The sequence below is a fragment of the Bradyrhizobium sp. 613_E4_N2_2 genome (genome assembly GCF_052075995.1).
GTDB classification, from domain to species: domain Bacteria; phylum Pseudomonadota; class Alphaproteobacteria; order Rhizobiales; family Xanthobacteraceae; genus Bradyrhizobium; species Bradyrhizobium barranii.
The window spans coordinates 5,823,517-5,842,973 of record NZ_CP197234.1 but is presented as its reverse complement, the minus strand read 5'-3'; the positions used below and the strand labels follow the sequence as shown (position 1 = coordinate 5,842,973).

The window sequence follows — 19,457 nt, the reverse complement described above, 5'->3', positions numbered from 1 at the left end:
CTCTCGAATGAGACGATTTGGTAAGTCGTGAGAGCGGGCGGTATGGCTCCCGCACCCCCAGTCCTGACAAACGTCATCGTCGCGTCAAAGAACGCGTCGGGAGGTATGCCGGGACATGTTGCAGGCGGTCAAATCCGCAAATCCGGGAAGTGGCGATGAGCCGTGGGTCGGGCGTTCGATCGAGCGCGTCGAAGACGCCGCGCTGCTGTCTGGCCGCGGCCGCTTCATCGACGATCTCGGTGTCCAGCCCGGCACGCTACACGCGACGATCCTGCGCTCGCCGCATGCGCATGCCGATATTCTTTCGATCGACGTTGAAGCCGCCAAGCGTCTGCCGGGCGTTGCCGCGGTTCTGACCGGCAGCGACGTCAAGGCCGTCACGACGAGCCTCGTCGTCGGCGTGAAGGCGCCGGTGGAGTGTTGGCCGATCGCGATGGACCGCGTGCGCTATGTCGGCGAACCGGTCGCTTTGGTCGTCGCAACTGACCGTGCGCGCGCCGAGGATGCGGCCGAGCTGATCAACGTCGAATATCGGCCGCGTGCCGCTGTCGTCGATCCGCTCGGGACGCTCGTATCGGGCGCGCCGGTGCTGCACGAAGGCTTTCCCGGCAATCTCGCCAGTGACCGCCATTTCCGCTACGGCGATCCTGAAAAGGCCTTTGCGGATGCGCCGCATCGCTTCTCCATCGACATCCGCTATCCCCGCAATTCCTGCACGCCGATCGAGACCTATGGCGTCGTCGCCTCGCACGATGCCGGCGAGGATGCCTATGAGGTGCTCGCCAATTTCCAGGGCCCGTTCAGCATCCACACGGTGATTGCGCGCGCGCTAAAAGTGCCGGGCAACCGGCTGCGGCTGCGTACACCGCCGGATTCCGGCGGCAGCTTTGGCGTCAAGCAGGGGGTGTTTCCCTACATCGTGCTGATCGCGGCGGCCGCGCGCGTCACGGGACGGCCGGTGAAGTGGATCGAGGACCGGCTCGAGCATCTCACTGCCTCGGTGTCGGCCACCAACCGCGCGACGACGTTGTCGGCGGCGGTCGCAGCAGACGGAAAGATCCTCGCGCTCGACTGGGACCAGGTCGAGGATTGCGGCGCGCATTTGCGCGCGCCCGAACCCGCGACGCTCTATCGCATGCACGGCAATCTGACCGGTGCCTACGACATCCGCCACGTCAAGATCCGCAACCGCGTCGTCGTCACCAACAAGACACCGACCGGTCTCAACCGCGGCTTTGGCGGCCCGCAGGTCTATTTCGCACTGGAGCGCCTGGTGCAGCGGATCGCGATCGGCCTTGGCCTCGATCCGCTCGATGTCATCAAGCGCAATCTGATCGACGCCGGCGCGTTTCCGTATCGCACGGCGACCGGTGCCTTGCTCGACTCCGGCAACTACCAGGAAGCCGTCGCGCTTGCGGTCGAGCAAGGCAGGTTCGCTGAGCTCAAGGCGAAGCGGGACGAGGCGCGAGCGCAGGGGCGGCTCTACGGGATCGGCTTCACCGCGGTGGTCGAGCCCAGCGTCTCCAATATGGGCTACATCACCACCGTGCTGACGGCGGCCGAGCGCCGCAAGGCAGGTCCCAAGAACGGCGCGCAGGCAACCGCAACCGTCGGGCTCGACCCGGTCGGCAGCGTCACGGTTCACGTCGCCTCCGTGCCGCAGGGGCAGGGCCATCGCACGGTGCTGTCGCAGGTCGTCGCCGACGTCTTCGGTCTCCAGCCTAGGGACATCCGCGTCAACACCGAGATCGACACCGCCAAGGACGCCTGGTCGATCGCGTCCGGCAATTACGCCAGCCGTTTTGCGGCGGCGGTGGCGGGCACCGCGAAGATCGCCGCCGAGCGCGTCGCCGGCAGGCTCGCCCGCATCGCCGCAAGCCAGTTGAACGTCGAAGCCGCCGACATCGTGTTTGCGAAAGGCTTCGTTGCCTCCAGGCACAATCCGGAGAACCGGATCGCGTTCTCGCGCGTCGCGGCGCTCAGCCATTGGTCGCCGGGCTCGCTGCCTGATGATGCCGGCCAGACCATCCGCGAGACCGTGTTCTGGACGCCGCCGGAACTGACGCCGCCCGACGACGAGGACCGCATCAACTCCTCGCTCTGCCACGGCTTCATCTTCGATTTCTGCGGCGTCGAGATCGATCCGACGACGCTGGAGACGCGAATCGATCGCTACGTCACCATGCACGACTGCGGCACCATCCTGCATCCCGGCATGGTCAACGGCCAGATCCGCGGCGGCTTTACCCAGGCGCTCGGCGCCGCGCTCTTTGAGGAATATGCCTACGCCGAGGACGGCAGCTTTCTGACGGGAACGCTCGCCGACTATCTGTTGCCGACCACGACCGAGGTGCCGGAGCCGCAGATCATCCACATGGAGACGCCGTCGCCGTTCACGCCGCTCGGTGCAAAGGGCGTCGGCGAAGGCAATTGCATGTCCACACCCGTCTGCCTCGCCAATGCAGTCGCGGACGCGCTCGGCATTGCCGATATCACCTTGCCGCTGGTGCCGGCGCGACTTGCAGAGCTGGTGCGCGGTGCCGAACCGCCGCCTCCCGCTGGCGGCGCGACGGCTGCGCCTGTGCGCGAAGGCGACCGGCGCTTGCGCGGCGAGGGACAGGCCTCGGTAAAGGGGGCGCCCGAGCAGGTCTGGGCGATGCTGCTCGATCCCGCCACCCTGCAATCGGTCATTCCTGGCTGCCAGCGCGTCGACAAGATCACCGACACGCATTTCCGCGCCGATGTCACGCTGGGCATCGGCCCCGTCAGCGGACGCTATCGCGCCGATGTTGAGCTGTTCGATCTCGACCCGCCGCGCGCCGTCACCTTGCGCGGAGGAGCCACCGGCGCACTCGGCTTCGGCAACGCGGAGGGACGCATTACGCTGGAACCGGACGGCAACGGTGGCACGCGGCTCAGCTACAGCTACGACGCCGCGATCGGCGGCAAGGTGGCGAGCATCGGCGGTCGCCTGCTCGATGGCGCGACGCGCGTGATCATCGGCCAGTTCTTCACCGCACTGGCCCGCAAGGCTGGCGGCGGTGGTGCGAAGGGCGGCTTCTCGCTGTTCGCGCTGCTGGCAAAGGTGGCGAGCCTGTTCGGGGGGCGCCGATGAAGCCGCCCGCATTCGACTATCTCCGCGCCGAAACCGTCGGCGAGGTCCTCGAAGGCCTCGCGCAGCAGGGTGGCGATGCCCGCGTGCTCGCGGGCGGGCAGTCGCTGATGGCGATGCTCAACATGCGTCTCGCCAAGCCGAAGCTGCTGATCGACATCATGCGTCTGAAGGAGCTCCGCCGGATCGAGCGGAAGACCGATGCCGTCATCATCGGCGCCGGCGTGCGCCAGGCCGACCTCCTGGCATGGCCTGACCTTGCCGAGGCGCTGCCGCTTGTCGCGCTGGCGCTGCCTTGGGTCGGGCACGTGCAGACCCGCAGCCGAGGCACCATCTGCGGCTCGCTCGCGCACGCCGATCCCAGCGCCGAGATGCCGCTGACGCTGGTTGCGCTCGGCGGCGAGGTGTTGCTGCGCAGCGCCAAGCGGCGGCGGCGCGTTGCCGCCAAGGACTTCTTCGCCGGCATGATGCTGACCGCGCGCGCCGATGACGAACTGATCGAAGGAATCTCGCTGCCCGCCGTCAAGGGATCGCGCTTCGCCTTCCGCGAGGTCGCGCGACGCCATGGCGATTTCGCCATTGTCGCCTGCGCGGCAATGAAGATACCGACGGGCGTCCGTATCGCCGTTGGCGGCGTCGCCGACGTTCCGACCGTGCGCGACTGGCCGCGGCTGGAGGGCAGCGCGCTCGATGATGCCCTCAACGCGTTCGCTTACGAGCTTGGCGCCCGTGACGACGTCCACGCCACCGCGCGCTACCGGCGCGACCTCGTGCGCATGATCGGCCGCGACCTGATCGGCGAGGTGCTGCAATGACGCGTCTCAAGGCAGATCAGCGCCATGCCGTCCGTTTCTCGCTCAACGGCAAGCCGGTCGAGGGCGAGGCGGAGCCGCGCATGCTGCTCTCCGATTTCCTGCGCCACCAGCTGGGCGCGACCGGCACCCATGTCGGCTGCGAGCACGGCGTCTGTGGCGCCTGCACTGTTGTCGTCGACGGCATGCTGACGCGGTCGTGCCTCACGCTCGCTGCGCAGGTCGATGGTTGCGAGCTCAGGACCGTCGAGGGCCTCGCACCGTCGGCGGACCGGCTCGGCGTGCTGCAGCAGGCGTTCCGCCGCAACCACGCGCTCCAGTGCGGCTTCTGCACCGCTGGCATTTTGATGTCGCTCGACCACTATCTCGCCAGGAACCCGGTGCCGACCGAGGCCGAGATCCGCGACCTCCTCAGCGGGCATATCTGCCGCTGCACCGGCTACACACCGATCATCCAGGCGGCGCTCGAAGCCGCCGCCGAACTCGCTTCATCCAAAAAAGAGACGTCCGATGCTTGATCTCGCCAGCAGCTTCATCGCCAGCGCCGCGCGCGATCCCCATGCGATTGCGCTTGTCGACGGTGATCTGCGCCTGACCTACCGGCAATGGTACGGCGAGATCTCCGCACTGGTGGCGTCGTTCGACCGCCTTGGCCTCAAGCCCGGCGATCACGTCGTCACGCTGCTGCAAAACCGCTGGGAGGCGGCGACGCTGCACTGGGCCTGCCAGTTCGCAGGCCTGGTGATCACGCCGATCAACTGGCGCGCCAAGGCCGACGAGCTCGATTACTGCATCGAGAACGCCGAAGCCTGCGCGATCGTCTATCAGGATATCTCTGCCGAGGCGGTGCAGGGCTCGGGGTTGGCAGGCAAGCTGCTGCGTGTTTCCGTCGATCCCGGGACGGGGGAGGCCACCAGCTTTGCCGATCTGATCAGGGACGGCGCGCCGGACGCCGAGCCGCGCGTCGGCACCGATGCCTGGTCGATCATGCTCTACACGTCGGGCACGACCTCGCGGCCAAAAGGCGTGCCGCGGCGGCATCGGGCCGAACGCGCCGCGGCGATCGCCCATGTCGCGCAGAATCTCTACGGCCGCGGCGAGCGCACGCTCGGCGTGATGCCGCTCTACCACACCATGGGCGTCCGCTCGCTGCTGGCGATGTCGCTGATCGGCGGCAGCTTCATCTGCCTGCCGCGCTATGACAGCCGCCAGGCGCTGGCGCTGATCGAGGAGGAGGAGATTACCAACCTCTATCTGGTGCCGACGCTCTATCACGACCTCGTTCATCACGAGGCCTTCTCCAAAACCGACGTCTCCAGCGTCCGCAAGCTCGGCTTTGCCGGCGCGTCGATGACCGACGGTTTGCTGAAGAAGCTGAACGAGGCATTCAAGCCGGAGCTGTTCGTCAATCACTACGGCAGCTCCGAGATCTACACCTTTACGATCGACCAGAACGCCGCCGCAAAGCCCGGCTCGGCCGGCAAGGCGGGGCTGAACCAGCACGTCAAGGTCGTGCGCATCGGCGCGAAGTCGGTCGCGGAGCTTGCTGCGGTCGGCGAGGAGGGCGAGATCATCGCGACGCTCGCTGGCGACGAGGCCTTCGAGGGCTACTGGCGCCGCCCTGAAGCCGACGCCAAGTCGCTGCGCGAGGGCTGGTACTTTACGGGCGATACCGGCTTCGTCGATCCCGACGGCGACCTGTTCGTCACCGGGCGCGTCGACGACATGATCATCACCGGCGGCGAGAACGTCTCGCCGGTCGAGATCGAGAGCTGCCTGTCGCTGCATCCGGCGGTCGACGAGGTCGCAGTGGTCGGCGTCGCCGACGAGAAATGGGGCAAGGTCGTTGCCGCCTTCGTCAAGCGCAATCGCCCCGTGTCGGACGTCGAGCTGGAGCAGTTCTGCCGGACCACGGGCCTTGCCAATTTCAAGCGGCCGCGACGCTACGTCTTCGTCGACGCCATTCCCAAATCGCCGGTCGGCAAACTGCTGCGGCGACTGCTCGTCGCCGGTGAATACGAAGCCGAGCGCCTGCCACCATCAGACGCCGCCTGATCATCAATCATCAACAGAAGGAAGCACCGATGCCATCACCCTACACATTTGCCGATCCGCGGCTCGCCAAGCTCGACGGGTTCAAGGTCGAAATCGACGAGGCGCATGAGCGCGCCGACATCATCTTAGGGAGGCCGCCCTACAATGTCGTGGCGATGCCGCAGCGTGACCAGCTGCGCCTGACCTTCGAAACGCTGGACGAGGATCCGCGCGTGCGCGTCATCGTGGTGCGCGGCGAGGGCGAGCATTTCTCCAGCGGCGGCAATATCGGTGGCTTCATGGAAGCGAGCCCCGAGCACGTCTCCAAGCTCGCCTGGAACATCGCCGCGCCTGCACGTTGCGCCAAGCCCGTGATTGTTGCCAATCGCGGCTATTGCTTCGGCGTCGGCTTCGAATTGTCACTCGCCTGCGACTTCCGCATCGCCTCGGAGACCACGCAATACGCGTTGCCGGAGCAGAAGCTCGGCCAGATCCCGGGCTCGGGCGGCTCGGCTCGCTTGCAGAAGATGGTCGGCATCACCCGCACCAAGGACATCGTGATGCGCTCCAAGCGTATCTCGGCCAAGCAGGCGTTCGACTGGGGCATCGCCACGGAGTGTGTGCCGGATGCCGAGCTGGAGAAGGCGACCGACAAGCTGGTCGACGAGCTCCGCACCTTCTCGCCGCTGGCGCAACGTACCGCCAAGAAGCTCCTCAACGACACCGAGGATTCGACGCTCGCTATCGCGATCGAGCTCGAAGGCCATTGCTACAGCCGCCTGCGCCAGTCGGAAGACTTCAAGGAAGGCGTCGAAGCCTTTAACGCCAAGCGTCCGCCGAAGTTCACCGGGCGCTGATGCGCGACAAAACTGCCGCGGTTCGCAATGACGCGAGCCGCGGCTCTATCAAAACGGGGGAGGTAAAACAGCATGGCTGAGATGGATATGCCGGCCGCGGGCGCACAGGCGTCGGCGGATAACAAGCAGATGGTCAATGCGATCATCGCATCGGTGCTCGGATGGGCGCTGGATCTGTTCGATTTGTTCATTTTGCTCTACGTGGCGCCGGTCGTCGGCGCGCTGTTCTTTCCGTCGAGCAACCCAGCGCTGTCGCTGGCTGCGGTCTACGGCTCGTTCGCCGTGACGCTCCTGATGCGGCCGCTGGGCTCGGCGGTGTTCGGGCATTATGCCGACGTGCACGGCCGCAAGCAGGCCATGCTGATCGCCATCATCGGCGTCGGCATCAGCACGGCGGCGTTCGGCCTGCTGCCGACCATCGCCCAGGTCGGCGTGATCGCGCCGATCCTCTTCCTGATCCTGCGTCTGGTGCAGGGCATCTTCGTCGGCGGCGTCGTGGCCTCCACGCACACCATCGGCACCGAGTCGGTACCGGCGCAATGGCGCGGCGCGATGTCCGGCCTGGTCGGCGGCGGTGGCGCCGGCATCGGTGCGCTGCTCGCGTCCTTCATCTTCCTGATCACGTCCTCGATCTTCCCCGGCGATGCCTTCGCGGTATGGGGCTGGCGCTTCATGTTCTTCTCGGGGCTGCTGAGCTCGCTGCTCGGCTGGTTCATCTTCCGCAACCTCGAGGAGTCGCCTTACTTCAAGGAGCTCAAGCGCCAGCAGGGCAACAAGCAGGCGAAGGTCTCGAAGGCGCCGGTCAGGGACGTGTTCTCCGGCGAGTATCGCGGCGTACTGCTGGTCAACCTTCTCATAACCTTCGGCGGTGGTGCCGGCTATTATCTGACCTCGGGTTATCTGCCGAGCTTCCTGAAGGTCATCAACGCGGTCCCGAACCAGACCTCGTCGCTGATCCTGATGGGTGCGAGCGTGTCGGCGTTCTTCTCCGCGGTGCTGGTCGGCGCGCTCAGCGATCGTATCGGCCGCAAGAAGACGTTCCTCATCATCGGCGTCCTGGCCGCGGTGCTGCTGCCGCTGTGCTACCTCAATCTCGCGGCGACCAAGGACACGACCCAAATCACGCTCTATGCGCTCGCCATCGCCTTCATCGGCAATGCCGGCTATGCGCCGGTGCTGATCTTCCTCAACGAGCGTTTTCCGACCGCGTTGCGCGCGAGCGGCACGGGTCTGTCGTGGAACATCGGCTTTGCGCTGGGCGGCATGATGCCGACCTTCGTCTCGCTGGTGAGCGGCAGCCCTGCGGAGATCCCGATGTCGCTGGCCTACTTCGCAGTCGGCGTGTTCGTGATCTACCTGATTGGTGCGGTCGTGATCCCCGAGACCAAGGGTAACTTCCGCTGAGCCAAATCGGCGCGGCCGCTTTCGTGGGCGCGCCGATCCATCGAATTGCGCGATGAGACGGGAATGGATGGGCTGCATTTCGACGACGTGATCGTCGGTGGCGGATCGGCGGGCTGCGTGCTCGCCAACCGGCTTTCCGCAGACGGAAGCCGCCGCGTGCTTCTGATCGAAGCCGGGATGGACACGCCGCCCGAGGCGACGCCGCCGGAAATACTCGACAGCTATCCGATGACGCTGTTCTTCGGCGACAAATACATCTGGCCGGGCCTGTCAGCGGCCGCCGGCCGCAATGCCGAGGGCAAGCCGGTCGTCCGCGCCTACGAGCAGGGCCGGGTGATGGGCGGTGGCTCCAGCATCAACGTGCAATCGGCCAATCGCGGCCTGCCGCGCGATTATGACGAATGGCGCGATCTCGGTGCGCGCGGCTGGGGCTGGGCGGATGTGCTGCCGTACTTCCTCAAGCTCGAAACGGACCTGGATTTCCACGGCCCGCTGCATGGCAAGCACGGCCCAATCCCAATCCGCCGCATCGCGCGCGAGGCGATGCCGCCGTTTGGCCACGCCGTCGGCGAAGCGTTGTCGGCGACCGGCCTGCCGTTCCGAAAGGACCAGAACGGCGAGTTCGAGGACGGCATCTTTCCGCCGGCCTTCTCCAATCGCAACGACCGGCGCGTCTCGACCGCCGCCGGATATCTCGACGCGGCAACGCGCGCGCGGCCGAACCTGACCATCTGGGCGGACAGCGAGGTCGAACAACTCCAACTCGATGGCCGCCGCGCGACGGGCGTCGTGGTCGCGCGGGGCGGGCAGAAGCTCGCCGTCGCCGCCGGCCGCGTGATCCTGACCGCAGGCGCGCTGCAATCGCCGGCGATCCTGATGCGGGCGGGCATCGGCGCGGGTGCGGCGCTGCAAGCGCTCGGCATTCCCGTGGCGATCGATCTGCCCGGCGTCGGCAGCAATCTGCGCGATCATCCCGCACTGACCTTCTGTCAATATTTGCCGCGCCGGTTGCGGTTGCCGCTTGCCCGGCGGCGTCCCAATTTCGCGGCGATGCGCTTCTCGTCCGAACATCCCGGCTGCGACGCCTCCGACATGTACATCACTGCCTCGGCGCGCGGCGGGTGGCATGCGCTGGGCACGCGGCTTGGTCTCTACTTTCTCTGGTGCAACCGGCCGTATTCGAGTGGCTCGCTCACGCTGGCGAGCCGCGACCCGAAAACCTATCCTGTTGTCGATTTCAACCTGCTGTCCGACCGACGCGATCTCGAACGGATGGTCGCGGCCGTCCGGCTGCTCGCGAAGCTTGTCGTTCATCCCGCGCTCAACCCGGAGGCGGGCGATTTCTTCCCGGCCTCCTTTTCTCCGCGGATCAAGCGGCTGAGCCGGTACGGCACCGTCAATCGCATTGTTGCGTCCATCCTCGGGCCAATGCTCGACATACCCGCGGGCCTCAGGGCGCTTGTGATCCGGCTCGTGCTGCTCAACGGCACGGCCTTCCAAGCGACGCTTGCCGACGACCGTGCCCTCGAAGCCTTCGTACGGCAAAGCGTGTTCGGAGTCTGGCATCCAGTGGGGACATGCCGCGTGGGCGATCCCGCCGACCGGATGGCGGTGGTCGATCCCGGGGGCCGAGTGATCGGCAGTGAGAACATCTTTGTGGCGGATGCCTCGATCATGCCGCGGCTGCCGACGGCCAATACCAACATCCCCGCGATCATGGCGGCCGAGAAGATCAGTGATGCCCTGCTGTCGCGAAATTAAGCTTTGTGCTGCGCCAGCGCGGAAACGCCCTCCTGCGTTAGGTATTCGAGTTCCACGAGGTCACTCCATTGGATTCGACTCCTGAACAGGAAGCGCCGCGACGACCGACTGCGGCATCGAGCGGTTCACGTTAGACCGGGCTCGCTCTTCTTCGCTGTTGTTAGCCGAAAGTGGCCCGTGATGGATTGGAGCGAGGGTTAGATTGTTTCAATCAGTTAAAGGGCGGCGTGTGCATGACGTGTGCACCGGGAGATCGAGAAAATCTTGCGCAGGCCAACGTGAGCAGGCGTTTTGAAGCAGGCGGATTGGTCGCGGAAAGCGCAGCTGCTTTGCACTCACGCAGCTAACTGCGACCTATTCGATCAATGACGCGACGTCTTGGGATGGGACCAACTGGCTCTTAATCAGCGGGGCTCGGGTTCGAGCCTTTGCCGCGTCGGGCGCGAGCCCCCGCAGAGACGCCAGGGCTCCAGAGACAAATCCTTTTGTCTTGCCGAAGCGCGTCGTCCTCTTGTTGCAAGACACCCGTCATCTTTGAAAGGACTATCTTGCCGCAAACGCCTAGCATATCCGGATCGTTGCCATCGTGACTGCGTGACATGAACACTCCCCGAGTTGAAAACCAGCGCGCCTCCACCAGCGTGCGATCGCCGATCATCGTCAATCAGCTTGGCCCGGACATTCGTGCGGCGCTGGTCGATCACTGGTCGCGCCCGCTGATCATCGATCATCCCGCCGATCGCGCGCCCTGGGATGTTGCTCCCGAAGCCGACGTGCTGCTGACGCGGCCGCTAGTGGGCTGGCACAAGGCGCCTGCGGAGAAGCCGGCCGGCTGGCCGTTCGGCCTGCGCTGGATCCAGACCGCTTCGACGGGCGTCGATTTCTTTCCGGCATGGCTGCTCGACGGTCCGGTGGTCACGGTCGGCCGCGGCATCTCGGCTGATCCGATCGCGGAATATGTCCTTGCGGCGATTCTCGGCTTCGAGAAGCGTATCCATGACATCCGGCCGCGCAATCGCGAGCAGTGGAAGATCGGCCCGCTGGGCTCGCTCACCGGCAAGACGATCGGGATTGCCGGCTTCGGCGCGATCGGCCGCGCAGTCGCCGAGCGGGCCAAGCCGTTCGGTGTCAACATCAGGGTTCTCAGGCGCTCGGCCTGGCCATATGTCCTTCCGGGCATCCAGCCGGTTGATAGCATCGAGGAACTGGTCGCGGTTTCCGATCATCTCGTCCTTGCTCTGCCGGCGACGACCAAGACCGCGCGTCTGATCAACGCCGATGTGCTGGCGCGGGCCAAGACGTCGCTGCACCTAATCAATGTCGCGCGTGGGCGGATCGTCGATCAGAGTGCGCTGTTGCAGGCGCTCGACGAGGGGCGGATTGCCGGCGCGACGCTCGACGTCACCGATCCCGAGCCGCCGCCGGAGGGCGATCCGATCTATCGCCATCCCAAGGTCGTCCTGACCCCGCATGTGTCATGGACGGGTGGCGAGGATGCCAAGCGGCTGGCCGACAAGACGCTGGTCAACCTCGACGCCTATGCGCATGGCGTGGCGCTGGCCGACGTCTTCGACAAGAATCTCGAGTACTAGAGAAGGAAACCGCAGCAATGAACAAGGTCGTCGAGAAGCCCAAGAAATACTCTCTGGTCGAGCGCACGCCGGCCGCGACGTTCGAGGAAGAGCGGCTGCACCGCAAACAGCGGCTTGCCGCAACATTCCGCCTGTTCTCGCGCTACGGTTTCGATCAGGGGCTCGCAGGCCATGTCACCGTACGCGATCCGGAGTTTCCCGAACGGTTCTGGATCAATCCACTGTCGAAGCATTTCAGTCAGATCAAGGTCTCCGACCTTCAACTCGTCGACCATGACGGCAACATCCTGATCGGTGACAAGCCGATCAACCAAGCCGGCTTCGTGATTCACTCCGCGATCCACGCCGCGCATCCTGAGGTGATCGCGGCCGCGCACACCCATTCGACCTATGGCAAGGCCTGGTCGGCGCTCGGCCGCCTGCTCGATCCGCTGACGCAGGATTCCTGCGCCTTCTACGAGGATCACGTGCTGTTCGATCCGTTCTCCGGCGTCGTGCTGGAGGCGGAAGAGGGCCGCAAAATCGCGCAGGCGCTGGGATCAAAGAAGGCGGCCATCTTGCAGAACCACGGCCTGCTCACGGTCGGACCGACCATCGAGGCCGCCGCCTGGTGGTACATCGCCATGGACAATGCTGCGCGCGCCCAGCTGCTTGCGGAAGCCGCCGGTACGCCAAAGCCGATCCCGCACGAGATCGCCAGCCTGACCTCGCGGCAGGTCGGAACGCACAAGGGCGGCTATTTCAGCTTCCAGCCGTTGTGGGACTGGATCACCGAGGCGGAACCGGATCTATTCAATTAGGGATCGAGGCTTCCAAGCCGGGCCGATGACCCGGCTAGCCGAATTGCGCCACGCTCTAACATCGTGAGATATAGCGGCAAGCGGCTTGTCACGCTTGTGCAGGCTGCCGCAGCAACGGTGAGGAGCAGGGCGACATGGTCAATGGTCTGCCAAGCGAAGTTGAAGTCATCACATTGTTCGTCGATGACATTGTCTCGTCGAAAGCGTTTTACGCCAAGGTTTTCAAATCTGAGACGGTCTGGGAGGATGAGGTCTCATCCGTGCTTCGATTTGGTGGGCTCCTGGTCAATCTTCTCGACGCGTCTCAGGCACCGCCGCTTGTCGAGCCGCTGCGTGTCGCGCTGTCCTCCGCAGGGGCGCGCGCACTCCTGACGATCAGGGTCGTCGACGTCAATCAGGTCTGTTCAGCCCTGCGGGAGATTGGCGTCGATCTGCTCAATGGCCCGATCGACCGTCCGTGGGGGCGACGAACTGCGTCCTTTGCCGACCCCTCAGGCCATGTCTGGGAGATCGCGCAGCTGATTGAGCGGAAGTAGCAGCCTGCTGCCGGCCCGCCGATCGCTACAGCGTCCCACAGACGCGATTGACCAGTTCGATGAACCAGCGCAGCGCCGGATTGGCCATGGCGCGGCGCGTGTGGAGAAGGTCGATGGTGAATGGCTCCACATCATAGGGAACCGGAACGACAGATACGCCGGCGGCTGTCGCGAAGCGGCGCGCGACGCGCTCGGCCATGGTTGCCACGAGATCGGTGCCGGCGACGGCGAACGGCACCGCGACGACATGGGCGAGCGTGATCGCGGTCCGGCGCTTGCGTCCGTGCCGGCTCAGCATCGTGTCGATTGCGCCGGGAAGCCCGTCGCCGCCGGCGGAGGAGAACAGCACATGCGGAAGCCGCGTGTAATCGTCCTTGGTGAGACGGGCTTTCAGTTTGGCGCGTTTGGCGTCGCGAATGCAGACGAAACTCTCCGTGAAAAGCGTGGATCGGATGATGCGCGGGGAAGCGGGAAGATGGCCACCTATCAGCGCGTCGACATCGCCGTGTTCCAGGCTTGCGACACTCGCGGCCGGATCAATGATGGGGCGCACCACGAGATCGATACCAGGCGCCTCCCGCCGCAACGCCTCGACCAGTCGCGGCACCACGACGAGGTCGCCATAGTCGGTCGCCGCAATAGACAGGCGATGGCGGGCTGTTGCCGGATTGAAGGCTGATGTGGGTTCGAGCACGCCCCTGATCTGGCCCAGAGCGTCGCTGATCGGCCGCGCCAGCGACAGCGCCTTGGCCGTCGGCTGCATGCCGGAGGCCGAGCGCACGAAGAGCTCATCGCCAAACAGCGCACGCAGCCGCGTCAGCGTGCTGCTCATGGACGGTTGCGCCAGGCCGATGCGCTGGCCGGCGCGGGTCACATGGCGTTCCTCCATCAGCGCCTCGAAGGCGACCAGGAGGTTGAGGTCGACGGAAGCCAAATTCATTTGAACGATGATAGATATAGTAATAATCGATTTCAAGAATGATGCGGGGTGTGGTCTCCTGGCGGAGACGACATGATTGGGCGCGGCGTATGCGATCCTCACTCCTGCACTTCATCCCGCGCGGACCGACCTTGCTGGCGCTTGGCGTCCTGCTTGGATTGGTCTTTCCGGCTCTTGCGGACCTCGCTCGCCCCCTGATGCCAACCACGATCTTCCTGATCGTGCTGGGAACGCTGTTGCGGATCGACAGTCAGGCCGTCGTCGCAACGCTGCGACGGCCATCGCTTTCCGTGCTCTTGCCGGCCGTCGTCATGGTGGCCTGTCCACTCGTCGTCGGTGTTGCCGGTCACGCCTTGAACCTTGGTCCGGAGATCGCGCTCGCGGCGGTGCTCGCCGTCTCGGCGCCGCCATCGAGCGGAACGGCAGCGGTGGCACGCATGCTCGGGCTCGACGGAGCGGTGCCGCTCGTGGTGACGGTGTTGTCCATGGTGCTGGCTCCGGTCACCGTGCCGCTTCTTGCAGGCTGGTTCGGCGGACTCGAGATCAGCGCGCTCGAGCTCGCGCTTCGTCTGGCGCTGTTGATCGGCGGCGCCGAAGGGGTGGCCTTCCTGGTCCGCCGGCATGCAGCCCCGGTGCTGGCGGCCCATGGCAGGATGGTCGACGGGATCATCGTCGCGGCGCTCCTCGTCTTTGCGGTGGCGACGATGGCTGACATTCGCGCGCAGATCGCGGCGGATGTGCGGGCCGCCACGCTCTGCCTCGGGCTCGCCTTTGCATGCAATATCGCCCTTCAAGCAGCTGGTGTCGTGCTGCTGCCGGGCAATTTGAGCCAGCGGCTGACCGTCGGGCTCATCCTCGGCAACCGTAATGTCGGCCTGGTCTGGTCGGCGCTGGGTGCTGCCGCCTCGCCACGCATGGCGCTATACTTCGCCGCGACGCAATTTCCGATCTACCTCCTGCCGCGCCTGATCGAGACATTGATCGGCCGGGACACTGGAAAGGCCAAGCCGTGACCACGCCCCGTCTTACCCGCGAACATGCCTCGCATTTTGCCAACATCGCGCTCGGCCATGTCGGGCGCGAATATCCCAATAACGTTGACCACGCGCTGGCTGAACCTGCGGATGCCCGCACGCCGAGCCAGCTGCATCCGATCTTCTACGGCAGCTATGACTGGCATTCCTGCGTCCACAGCTATTGGATGCTGGCGCGACTGCTGCGCAGGTTTCCCGACTTTGCGGCAGCCTCCGACATTCGCGCTCTCTTCGATACGCAATTCGTGCCCGAGAAGGTCGCCGCCGAACGTGCTTACTTCGCCCGCCCGACTGCCCGCGGCTTCAAGCGGCCGTATGGCTGGGCCTGGCTCCTGAAGCTCGCGACTGAACTGGCGCTCCACCCTGACGATCGCTGGAGTCGCAATCTCGCGCCGCTGGCCGAAATCATCGCGCAACGCTTTCGCGACTTCCTGCCGTTGGCGTTCTATCCCGTACGCGTCGGCACCCATTTCAATACGGCGTTTGGCCTGCGGATGGCGGCAGACTACGCCGGCATCAAAAAGGATGAAGCGCTTGCCAGGTTGCTGCACGAGACTGGCCAGCGCTGGTATGGTGAGGACACCGACTGTCCCGCCTGGGGTGAGCCGAGTGGCGACGACTTCCAGTCCTCGGCTCTTATCGAGGCCGAATGCATGCGGCGGCTGTTGCCCTCGGACGCGTTCCTTCCCTGGTTTGATCGGTTTCTGCCGCGGCTGGTCGAACGACGGCCGGCAACGCTGTTCAAGCCTGCGACGGTCACCGATCGCACCGACGGCAAGATCGCTCATCTCGACGGACTCAATCTCAGCCGCGCCTGGTGCTGGCGTTCTCTCGGCGACGCCTTGCCGGCAAGCGACCCCCGCCGCGTCGTTGCTCACGAAGCGGCGCGCGAGCATCTGGCCGCAGGCCTCCCCCATATCGCCGGTCACTACATGGGAGAGCACTGGCTCGCGAGCTTTGCCGTGCTTGCATTGGATGATGAGAACTGAGCGGGCAGGGGCCTTCCGCGGCTCATTCAATCCGCGGTCATGATCAACCGAAGGCGCGCGTGCGCATGTGTGCGACATCGTCGCCACCCGACGGGATCGACGCCAGCAGCGACCTTGTATAGGGCTGCTGAGGGTTGTCGAAGATGTCGGCGACGGTCCCGTGTTCGACGATGCGTCCGCGATGCATCACGGAGACGGTGTGGGCGAGCTGACGCACCAGCGCCAGGTCATGAGACACGAACACGTAGGTCAGGCCCAGAGTAGTCTGTAGCGAGAGCAGGACTTCGACGATGCCGGCCTGGACGCTGACGTCGAGCGCGGAGGTGGGTTCGTCGAGCACGATCACGTCGGGCTTGAGGACCAGCGACCGGGCGATGGCCACGCGCTGGCGCTGGCCACCTGACAGGGCTCCGGGCTTGCGGGAGAGCAGGTGCTCGCCAAGTCCGACATCGGCCAACGCTTCGCGGACGCGCTCATCCCGTTCTTTTTGCGTTCCGATCTTGAATCGATCGAGCGGCTCGCGCACGAGCCGCTCGATCGTCCAGGTCGGATCGAGCGAGGTGAACGGGTTCTGGTAGACCAATTGAAGGTGGCGCCACACCGTCCGCAGTGCCTCGGGCGAGCGGCCGGTGATTTGTTCGCCTGCGACCGAGATGCTCCGGGTGTCGGGTCCCTCCAGCCCAAGCAGCAACCGGACCGTCGTGGTCTTTCCCGAGCCCGATTCGCCGACCAGCGCGTGCGTGGTGCCAGCAGGGACGCTGAACGACAAATCGTCGACGGCCGTCAGCGCCTTGCCGTCGACTGTGAACGTCTTCGTGACGGCGCTGACCTCGATCTTCGGTGCCTGGCCGGTCTTGAGGGAACGGAAGCCCGTGTCGCGCAGTGCGGCGTAACGGTCGGGGTTGAGGGCCGGGACATCCGCGCGCAGCTTCCTTGCGTAGGCCGACGCCGGCGAGGAGAAGACGGAAGCGGTCCGGCCAGCCTCCTGGATGACGCCGTCCTTGAGCACCACGAGCGAGTCCGCTCGCTCGGCGGCGATTGCAAGGTCGTGCGTGATGAGCAGCAGACTGATCTTGAGATCGTGCTGCAGCCGCGTGAGCAGGTCGAGGATCCGCTTCTGGATCGTGACGTCGAGCGCGGAGGTCGGCTCGTCCGCGACCAGCAGTGCCGGCCGTGGCAGGATCGCAAGGCCGATCAGCACGCGCTGGAGCATGCCGCCGGACAGCTGGTGCGGGTAGGAGTCGTAGACACGCAGGGGGGTGTCGAGCCCAACCTGGGCGAACGTCTCCAGGATGAGCTGCTTGCGGATCGTCTTGTCGGGCTCGTCGAGCAGCGCAGCCGCCTCCTGCGCCTGGGCACCGATTGTCCGTACCGGGTTGAGTGAGTTGGCGGGATCCTGCGGGACGAACCCGATGGCTCGTCCCCGCAGCGGCCGGAAGCCGCGCTCGGAAATCCCCAGCACCTCCTGGCCGTCGAACGCGACGCGGCCGGTGGCGTGCCCGCCGCTGGGGAGCAGCCGCAGCACCGCGCGGGCGATCGTCGACTTGCCGGAGCCGGACTCCCCGATGAGGGCGAGGCTCTCGCCGCGGCCGAGTTCAAAGCTCACGTTGGTCACGACCTCGTGCGGCCCATAGGAGACCGACAGGCCGTCGACCCGGAGCTGCGGAATCGACCGCAGCGGCGTCGGCGCGACGCGCTCGGCGCGGGTGAACGTGGCGGTCAGTCTGTCTTGCGGAGCCATCGGCTGATCCTGTTTGCGGAGAGGACGGTCGCGATCGTGACGAAGGCGGGGGCGTACACCAGCCACGGCCATTTGAGGTAGTCCTTGCCGATCGAGATCAGCAGGCCCCAGTCGGAGGCGGGAGGCGGATCGCCGTAGCCGAGGAAAGCAAGGCTGGCGATCACCAGGATCGACAGGCCGAACTGCAGCACCGCGAGCGGGAGCACCGAGCGCGATGCATTCGGCAGCACGTGCCGCAACAGAATGTGCCGGCGCGAGCCGCCCATCAGGAACGATGCCTCGACGAAAACGGCCTGCCGGGTCTTGATCACTTCCGAGCGCATCACCCGCGCGAACACGGCGACCGCCGAGACGCCGGTCGCAACCGCAGCGTTCGTGGTGTCGAAACCTATCGCGGTGACAACGATGACCGCCAGCAGGAAGTTCGGGATCGCCAGCAGCACATCCACCAGGCGGGCGAGCACGATGTCCATCCAGCCGCCGAGGAAGCCGGCCAGGAGGCCGATGAGCCCGCCGGCAACCGCGGCGATGACGACCGCGATGAGCGCGCTCGTCACCGAGGAGGCCGTGCCATAGACGACCCGGGTATAGAGGTCGCGACCGAGGTGATCGGTACCGAACCAGTGTGCTGCGCTGGGGCTGAGCAGCTTGTCAGCGGGGACGCCGTTGGCGGGATCATGACTCGTGAACAGGCCAGGTGCGAGCGACCAGGCGATCACGAGCGCGATGACCACGAAGGCGAGCGCGACGGTCGGCGGCACCCGAAGGGCTGTCAGCCGGCTGATCGCCGCGATGCGCGAGGCCGGCGAGACGGAGGCGACGGTCATGGCGTCACCGCCTGGGAAAGATTGGCGGAGCTCTCGTCGGCGGTGGTCGGGCAGACCTTGCGACCGCCGATCAGCTTCACGCGCGGGTCTAGCAGGGGGTAGACGAGGTCGGCGATCAGGTTAACGAGCACGAACACCACTGCCGCAAGCGAGACGACCGCTTGCAGGACAGGCAGGTCCTGCGTGCTCACCGAACGCTGCACCAGGCTGCCGATGCCGGTGCGTCCGAACACTGTCTCGGTGATCAGCGAACCGCCGAGCAGTTCGCCGATGGCGAGTGCGATGACGGTGATGACCGGGAGCGAAGACGGCTTGAGCAGGTGCTTGGCAAAGAGGCGCATCTGCCCGAGCCCACGGCTGCGCGCAACGGCGGCGTATTCCTGCTCGGACTCGTTGTCGAGGTTCGCGATCAGCACCTCGGTGATCCGTGCGGAGATGGGGATGCCGAGCGCGACCGCGGCGAAGAAGGTCGCCCAGAAGCTGTCCGGCGCGATCACGCGAAAGAACCCGAGCTGGAAGCCGAAGATGTGGATCAGCACCAAGCCGATCACGAAGTTCGGCACTGACAGGAATAACGATGGGAAGCCACGCAGCAAGCCCTGGCCGAACCGTTTCGGAAGGAACTGGGTGCCGTAGGCGATCGTGGCCGCCAGCAGCAGCGCGATGGCGAAAGCTGCGGATGCAAGGATCAGTGTCGAAGGGAGAACCTCGGCGATCAGGGTCGTCACAGGCCGGTTGGATCGCATCGACAGGCCGAGGTCGCCGGTCACGAAGTTGGACAAGGACGCCCACAGCTGGATCGGAATTGGCCGGTCCAGGCCTTGGGCGGCGATGATCTCGTTGATCTGATCCTCGCTGAATCCATTCTGCGGGTCGCGCAGCACATTGGTGATGGGGTCACCAGGCAAAATACTCACGACGACGAAAGTGAAGACGTAAGCCAGCAGGATAACGACGACGGCTTGGGCGAAGCGCTTCGCGGCATAGGACAGGTAGGCGCTTCTCATGCCGGTCGCCT

Annotated in this window: 15 protein-coding genes and 1 pseudogene; 12 read left to right on the top strand and 4 right to left on the bottom strand. The window is 65.5% G+C overall.

What is annotated here, in order from left to right:
• Window positions 1–115 precede the first annotated feature (115 nt).
• The 10 genes and pseudogenes from AB7290_RS28175 (at window position 116) to AB7290_RS28130 (ending at window position 12,908) form a co-directional block, all read left to right on the top strand.
• On the top strand, window positions 116–3,115 hold the full coding sequence (locus AB7290_RS28175; RefSeq protein WP_085404187.1) for a xanthine dehydrogenase family protein molybdopterin-binding subunit: 3,000 nt from the start codon (window positions 116–118) through the stop codon (window positions 3,113–3,115).
• Window positions 3,112–3,927 (top strand): FAD binding domain-containing protein, encoded by an 816-nt coding sequence (locus AB7290_RS28170; RefSeq protein ID WP_085404186.1) that lies wholly within the window; start codon window positions 3,112–3,114, stop codon window positions 3,925–3,927. The genes AB7290_RS28175 and AB7290_RS28170 overlap by 4 nt, the downstream gene beginning before the upstream one ends.
• Entirely contained in the window at window positions 3,924–4,442 is a 519-nt protein-coding gene (locus AB7290_RS28165; RefSeq protein WP_085404185.1) for a (2Fe-2S)-binding protein, read from the top strand. The genes AB7290_RS28170 and AB7290_RS28165 overlap by 4 nt, the downstream gene beginning before the upstream one ends.
• Complete coding sequence (locus tag AB7290_RS28160; RefSeq protein ID WP_085404184.1) at window positions 4,435–5,979, top strand: AMP-binding protein; 1,545 nt, start codon at window positions 4,435–4,437, stop codon at window positions 5,977–5,979. The genes AB7290_RS28165 and AB7290_RS28160 overlap by 8 nt, the downstream gene beginning before the upstream one ends.
• Before the next feature lie 29 nt (window positions 5,980–6,008).
• Window positions 6,009–6,815, top strand: a complete 807-nt coding sequence (locus AB7290_RS28155) for an enoyl-CoA hydratase/isomerase family protein (RefSeq protein WP_085404183.1) — start codon at window positions 6,009–6,011, stop codon at window positions 6,813–6,815.
• Between the two features lie 72 nt (window positions 6,816–6,887).
• On the top strand, window positions 6,888–8,219 hold the full coding sequence (locus tag AB7290_RS28150; protein WP_085404182.1) for an MFS transporter: 1,332 nt from the start codon (window positions 6,888–6,890) through the stop codon (window positions 8,217–8,219).
• A 63-nt stretch (window positions 8,220–8,282) separates the two neighbouring features.
• Window positions 8,283–9,980 carry a GMC family oxidoreductase gene (locus AB7290_RS28145; RefSeq protein WP_085404181.1) on the top strand — a complete coding sequence of 566 codons (1,698 nt, stop codon included), beginning with the start codon at window positions 8,283–8,285 and terminating at the stop codon, window positions 9,978–9,980.
• Window positions 9,981–10,579: 599 nt separating this feature from the next.
• Window positions 10,580–11,572: an NAD(P)-dependent oxidoreductase gene (locus AB7290_RS28140; RefSeq protein WP_135215581.1), complete on the top strand. Its 993-nt coding sequence runs from the start codon at window positions 10,580–10,582 to the stop codon at window positions 11,570–11,572.
• Window positions 11,566–12,372 (top strand): annotated as a pseudogene (locus AB7290_RS28135) (class II aldolase/adducin family protein); the annotation flags it as partial. The gene AB7290_RS28140 and the pseudogene AB7290_RS28135, both read left to right, overlap by 7 nt.
• Window positions 12,373–12,506: 134 nt before the next feature.
• The gene (locus AB7290_RS28130; protein ID WP_135215579.1) at window positions 12,507–12,908 is read left to right on the top strand and encodes a VOC family protein; all 402 of its coding nucleotides are present in this window, start codon (window positions 12,507–12,509) and stop codon (window positions 12,906–12,908) included.
• 25 nt (window positions 12,909–12,933) lie between these two features.
• On the opposite strand, the gene AB7290_RS28125 is transcribed toward AB7290_RS28130, so the two are convergent.
• The gene (locus tag AB7290_RS28125) at window positions 12,934–13,848 is read right to left on the bottom strand and encodes a LysR family transcriptional regulator (RefSeq protein ID WP_085404178.1); all 915 of its coding nucleotides are present in this window, start codon (window positions 13,846–13,848) and stop codon (window positions 12,934–12,936) included.
• A gap of 89 nt (window positions 13,849–13,937) precedes the next feature.
• On the opposite strand from AB7290_RS28125, the gene AB7290_RS28120 reads away from it, so the two are divergent.
• Both AB7290_RS28120 and AB7290_RS28115 read left to right on the top strand, forming a co-directional pair.
• Window positions 13,938–14,861, top strand: a complete 924-nt coding sequence (locus AB7290_RS28120) for a hypothetical protein (protein WP_085404177.1) — start codon at window positions 13,938–13,940, stop codon at window positions 14,859–14,861.
• Window positions 14,858–15,871: a DUF2891 domain-containing protein gene (locus AB7290_RS28115; RefSeq protein ID WP_085404176.1), complete on the top strand. Its 1,014-nt coding sequence runs from the start codon at window positions 14,858–14,860 to the stop codon at window positions 15,869–15,871. Before AB7290_RS28120 ends, AB7290_RS28115 begins: the two co-directional genes overlap by 4 nt.
• A 43-nt stretch (window positions 15,872–15,914) precedes the next feature.
• On the opposite strand, the gene AB7290_RS28110 is transcribed toward AB7290_RS28115, so the two are convergent.
• From AB7290_RS28110 to AB7290_RS28100, 3 genes are read right to left on the bottom strand one after another with little or no spacing between them, the layout of a single operon-like run.
• On the bottom strand, window positions 15,915–17,612 hold the full coding sequence (locus AB7290_RS28110; RefSeq protein WP_085404175.1) for an ABC transporter ATP-binding protein: 1,698 nt from the start codon (window positions 17,610–17,612) through the stop codon (window positions 15,915–15,917).
• Window positions 17,591–18,439 (bottom strand): ABC transporter permease, encoded by an 849-nt coding sequence (locus AB7290_RS28105; protein ID WP_085404174.1) that lies wholly within the window; start codon window positions 18,437–18,439, stop codon window positions 17,591–17,593. The genes AB7290_RS28110 and AB7290_RS28105 overlap by 22 nt, the downstream gene beginning before the upstream one ends.
• Window positions 18,436–19,446, bottom strand: a complete 1,011-nt coding sequence (locus tag AB7290_RS28100) for an ABC transporter permease (protein ID WP_085404173.1) — start codon at window positions 19,444–19,446, stop codon at window positions 18,436–18,438. The genes AB7290_RS28105 and AB7290_RS28100 overlap by 4 nt, the downstream gene beginning before the upstream one ends.
• Window positions 19,447–19,457 lie beyond the last annotated feature (11 nt).

Excerpts from the sequence above, each read along its gene's own strand:
- AB7290_RS28175 (WP_085404187.1), top strand. The coding sequence starts at position 116 with ATGTTGCAGGCGGTCAAATCCGCAAATCCGGGAAGTGGCGATGAGCCG.
- AB7290_RS28170 (WP_085404186.1), top strand. The coding sequence starts at position 3,112 with ATGAAGCCGCCCGCATTCGACTATCTCCGCGCCGAAACCGTCGGCGAG.
- AB7290_RS28165 (WP_085404185.1), top strand. The coding sequence starts at position 3,924 with ATGACGCGTCTCAAGGCAGATCAGCGCCATGCCGTCCGTTTCTCGCTC.
- AB7290_RS28160 (WP_085404184.1), top strand. The coding sequence starts at position 4,435 with ATGCTTGATCTCGCCAGCAGCTTCATCGCCAGCGCCGCGCGCGATCCC.
- AB7290_RS28155 (WP_085404183.1), top strand. The coding sequence starts at position 6,009 with ATGCCATCACCCTACACATTTGCCGATCCGCGGCTCGCCAAGCTCGAC.
- AB7290_RS28150 (WP_085404182.1), top strand. The coding sequence starts at position 6,888 with ATGGCTGAGATGGATATGCCGGCCGCGGGCGCACAGGCGTCGGCGGAT.
- AB7290_RS28145 (WP_085404181.1), top strand. The coding sequence starts at position 8,283 with ATGGATGGGCTGCATTTCGACGACGTGATCGTCGGTGGCGGATCGGCG.
- AB7290_RS28140 (WP_135215581.1), top strand. The coding sequence starts at position 10,580 with ATGAACACTCCCCGAGTTGAAAACCAGCGCGCCTCCACCAGCGTGCGA.
- AB7290_RS28130 (WP_135215579.1), top strand. The coding sequence starts at position 12,507 with ATGGTCAATGGTCTGCCAAGCGAAGTTGAAGTCATCACATTGTTCGTC.
- AB7290_RS28125 (WP_085404178.1), bottom strand. The coding sequence starts at position 13,848 with ATGAATTTGGCTTCCGTCGACCTCAACCTCCTGGTCGCCTTCGAGGCG.
- AB7290_RS28120 (WP_085404177.1), top strand. The coding sequence starts at position 13,938 with ATGCGATCCTCACTCCTGCACTTCATCCCGCGCGGACCGACCTTGCTG.
- AB7290_RS28110 (WP_085404175.1), bottom strand. The coding sequence starts at position 17,612 with ATGGCTCCGCAAGACAGACTGACCGCCACGTTCACCCGCGCCGAGCGC.
- AB7290_RS28105 (WP_085404174.1), bottom strand. The coding sequence starts at position 18,439 with ATGACCGTCGCCTCCGTCTCGCCGGCCTCGCGCATCGCGGCGATCAGC.
- AB7290_RS28100 (WP_085404173.1), bottom strand. The coding sequence starts at position 19,446 with ATGAGAAGCGCCTACCTGTCCTATGCCGCGAAGCGCTTCGCCCAAGCC.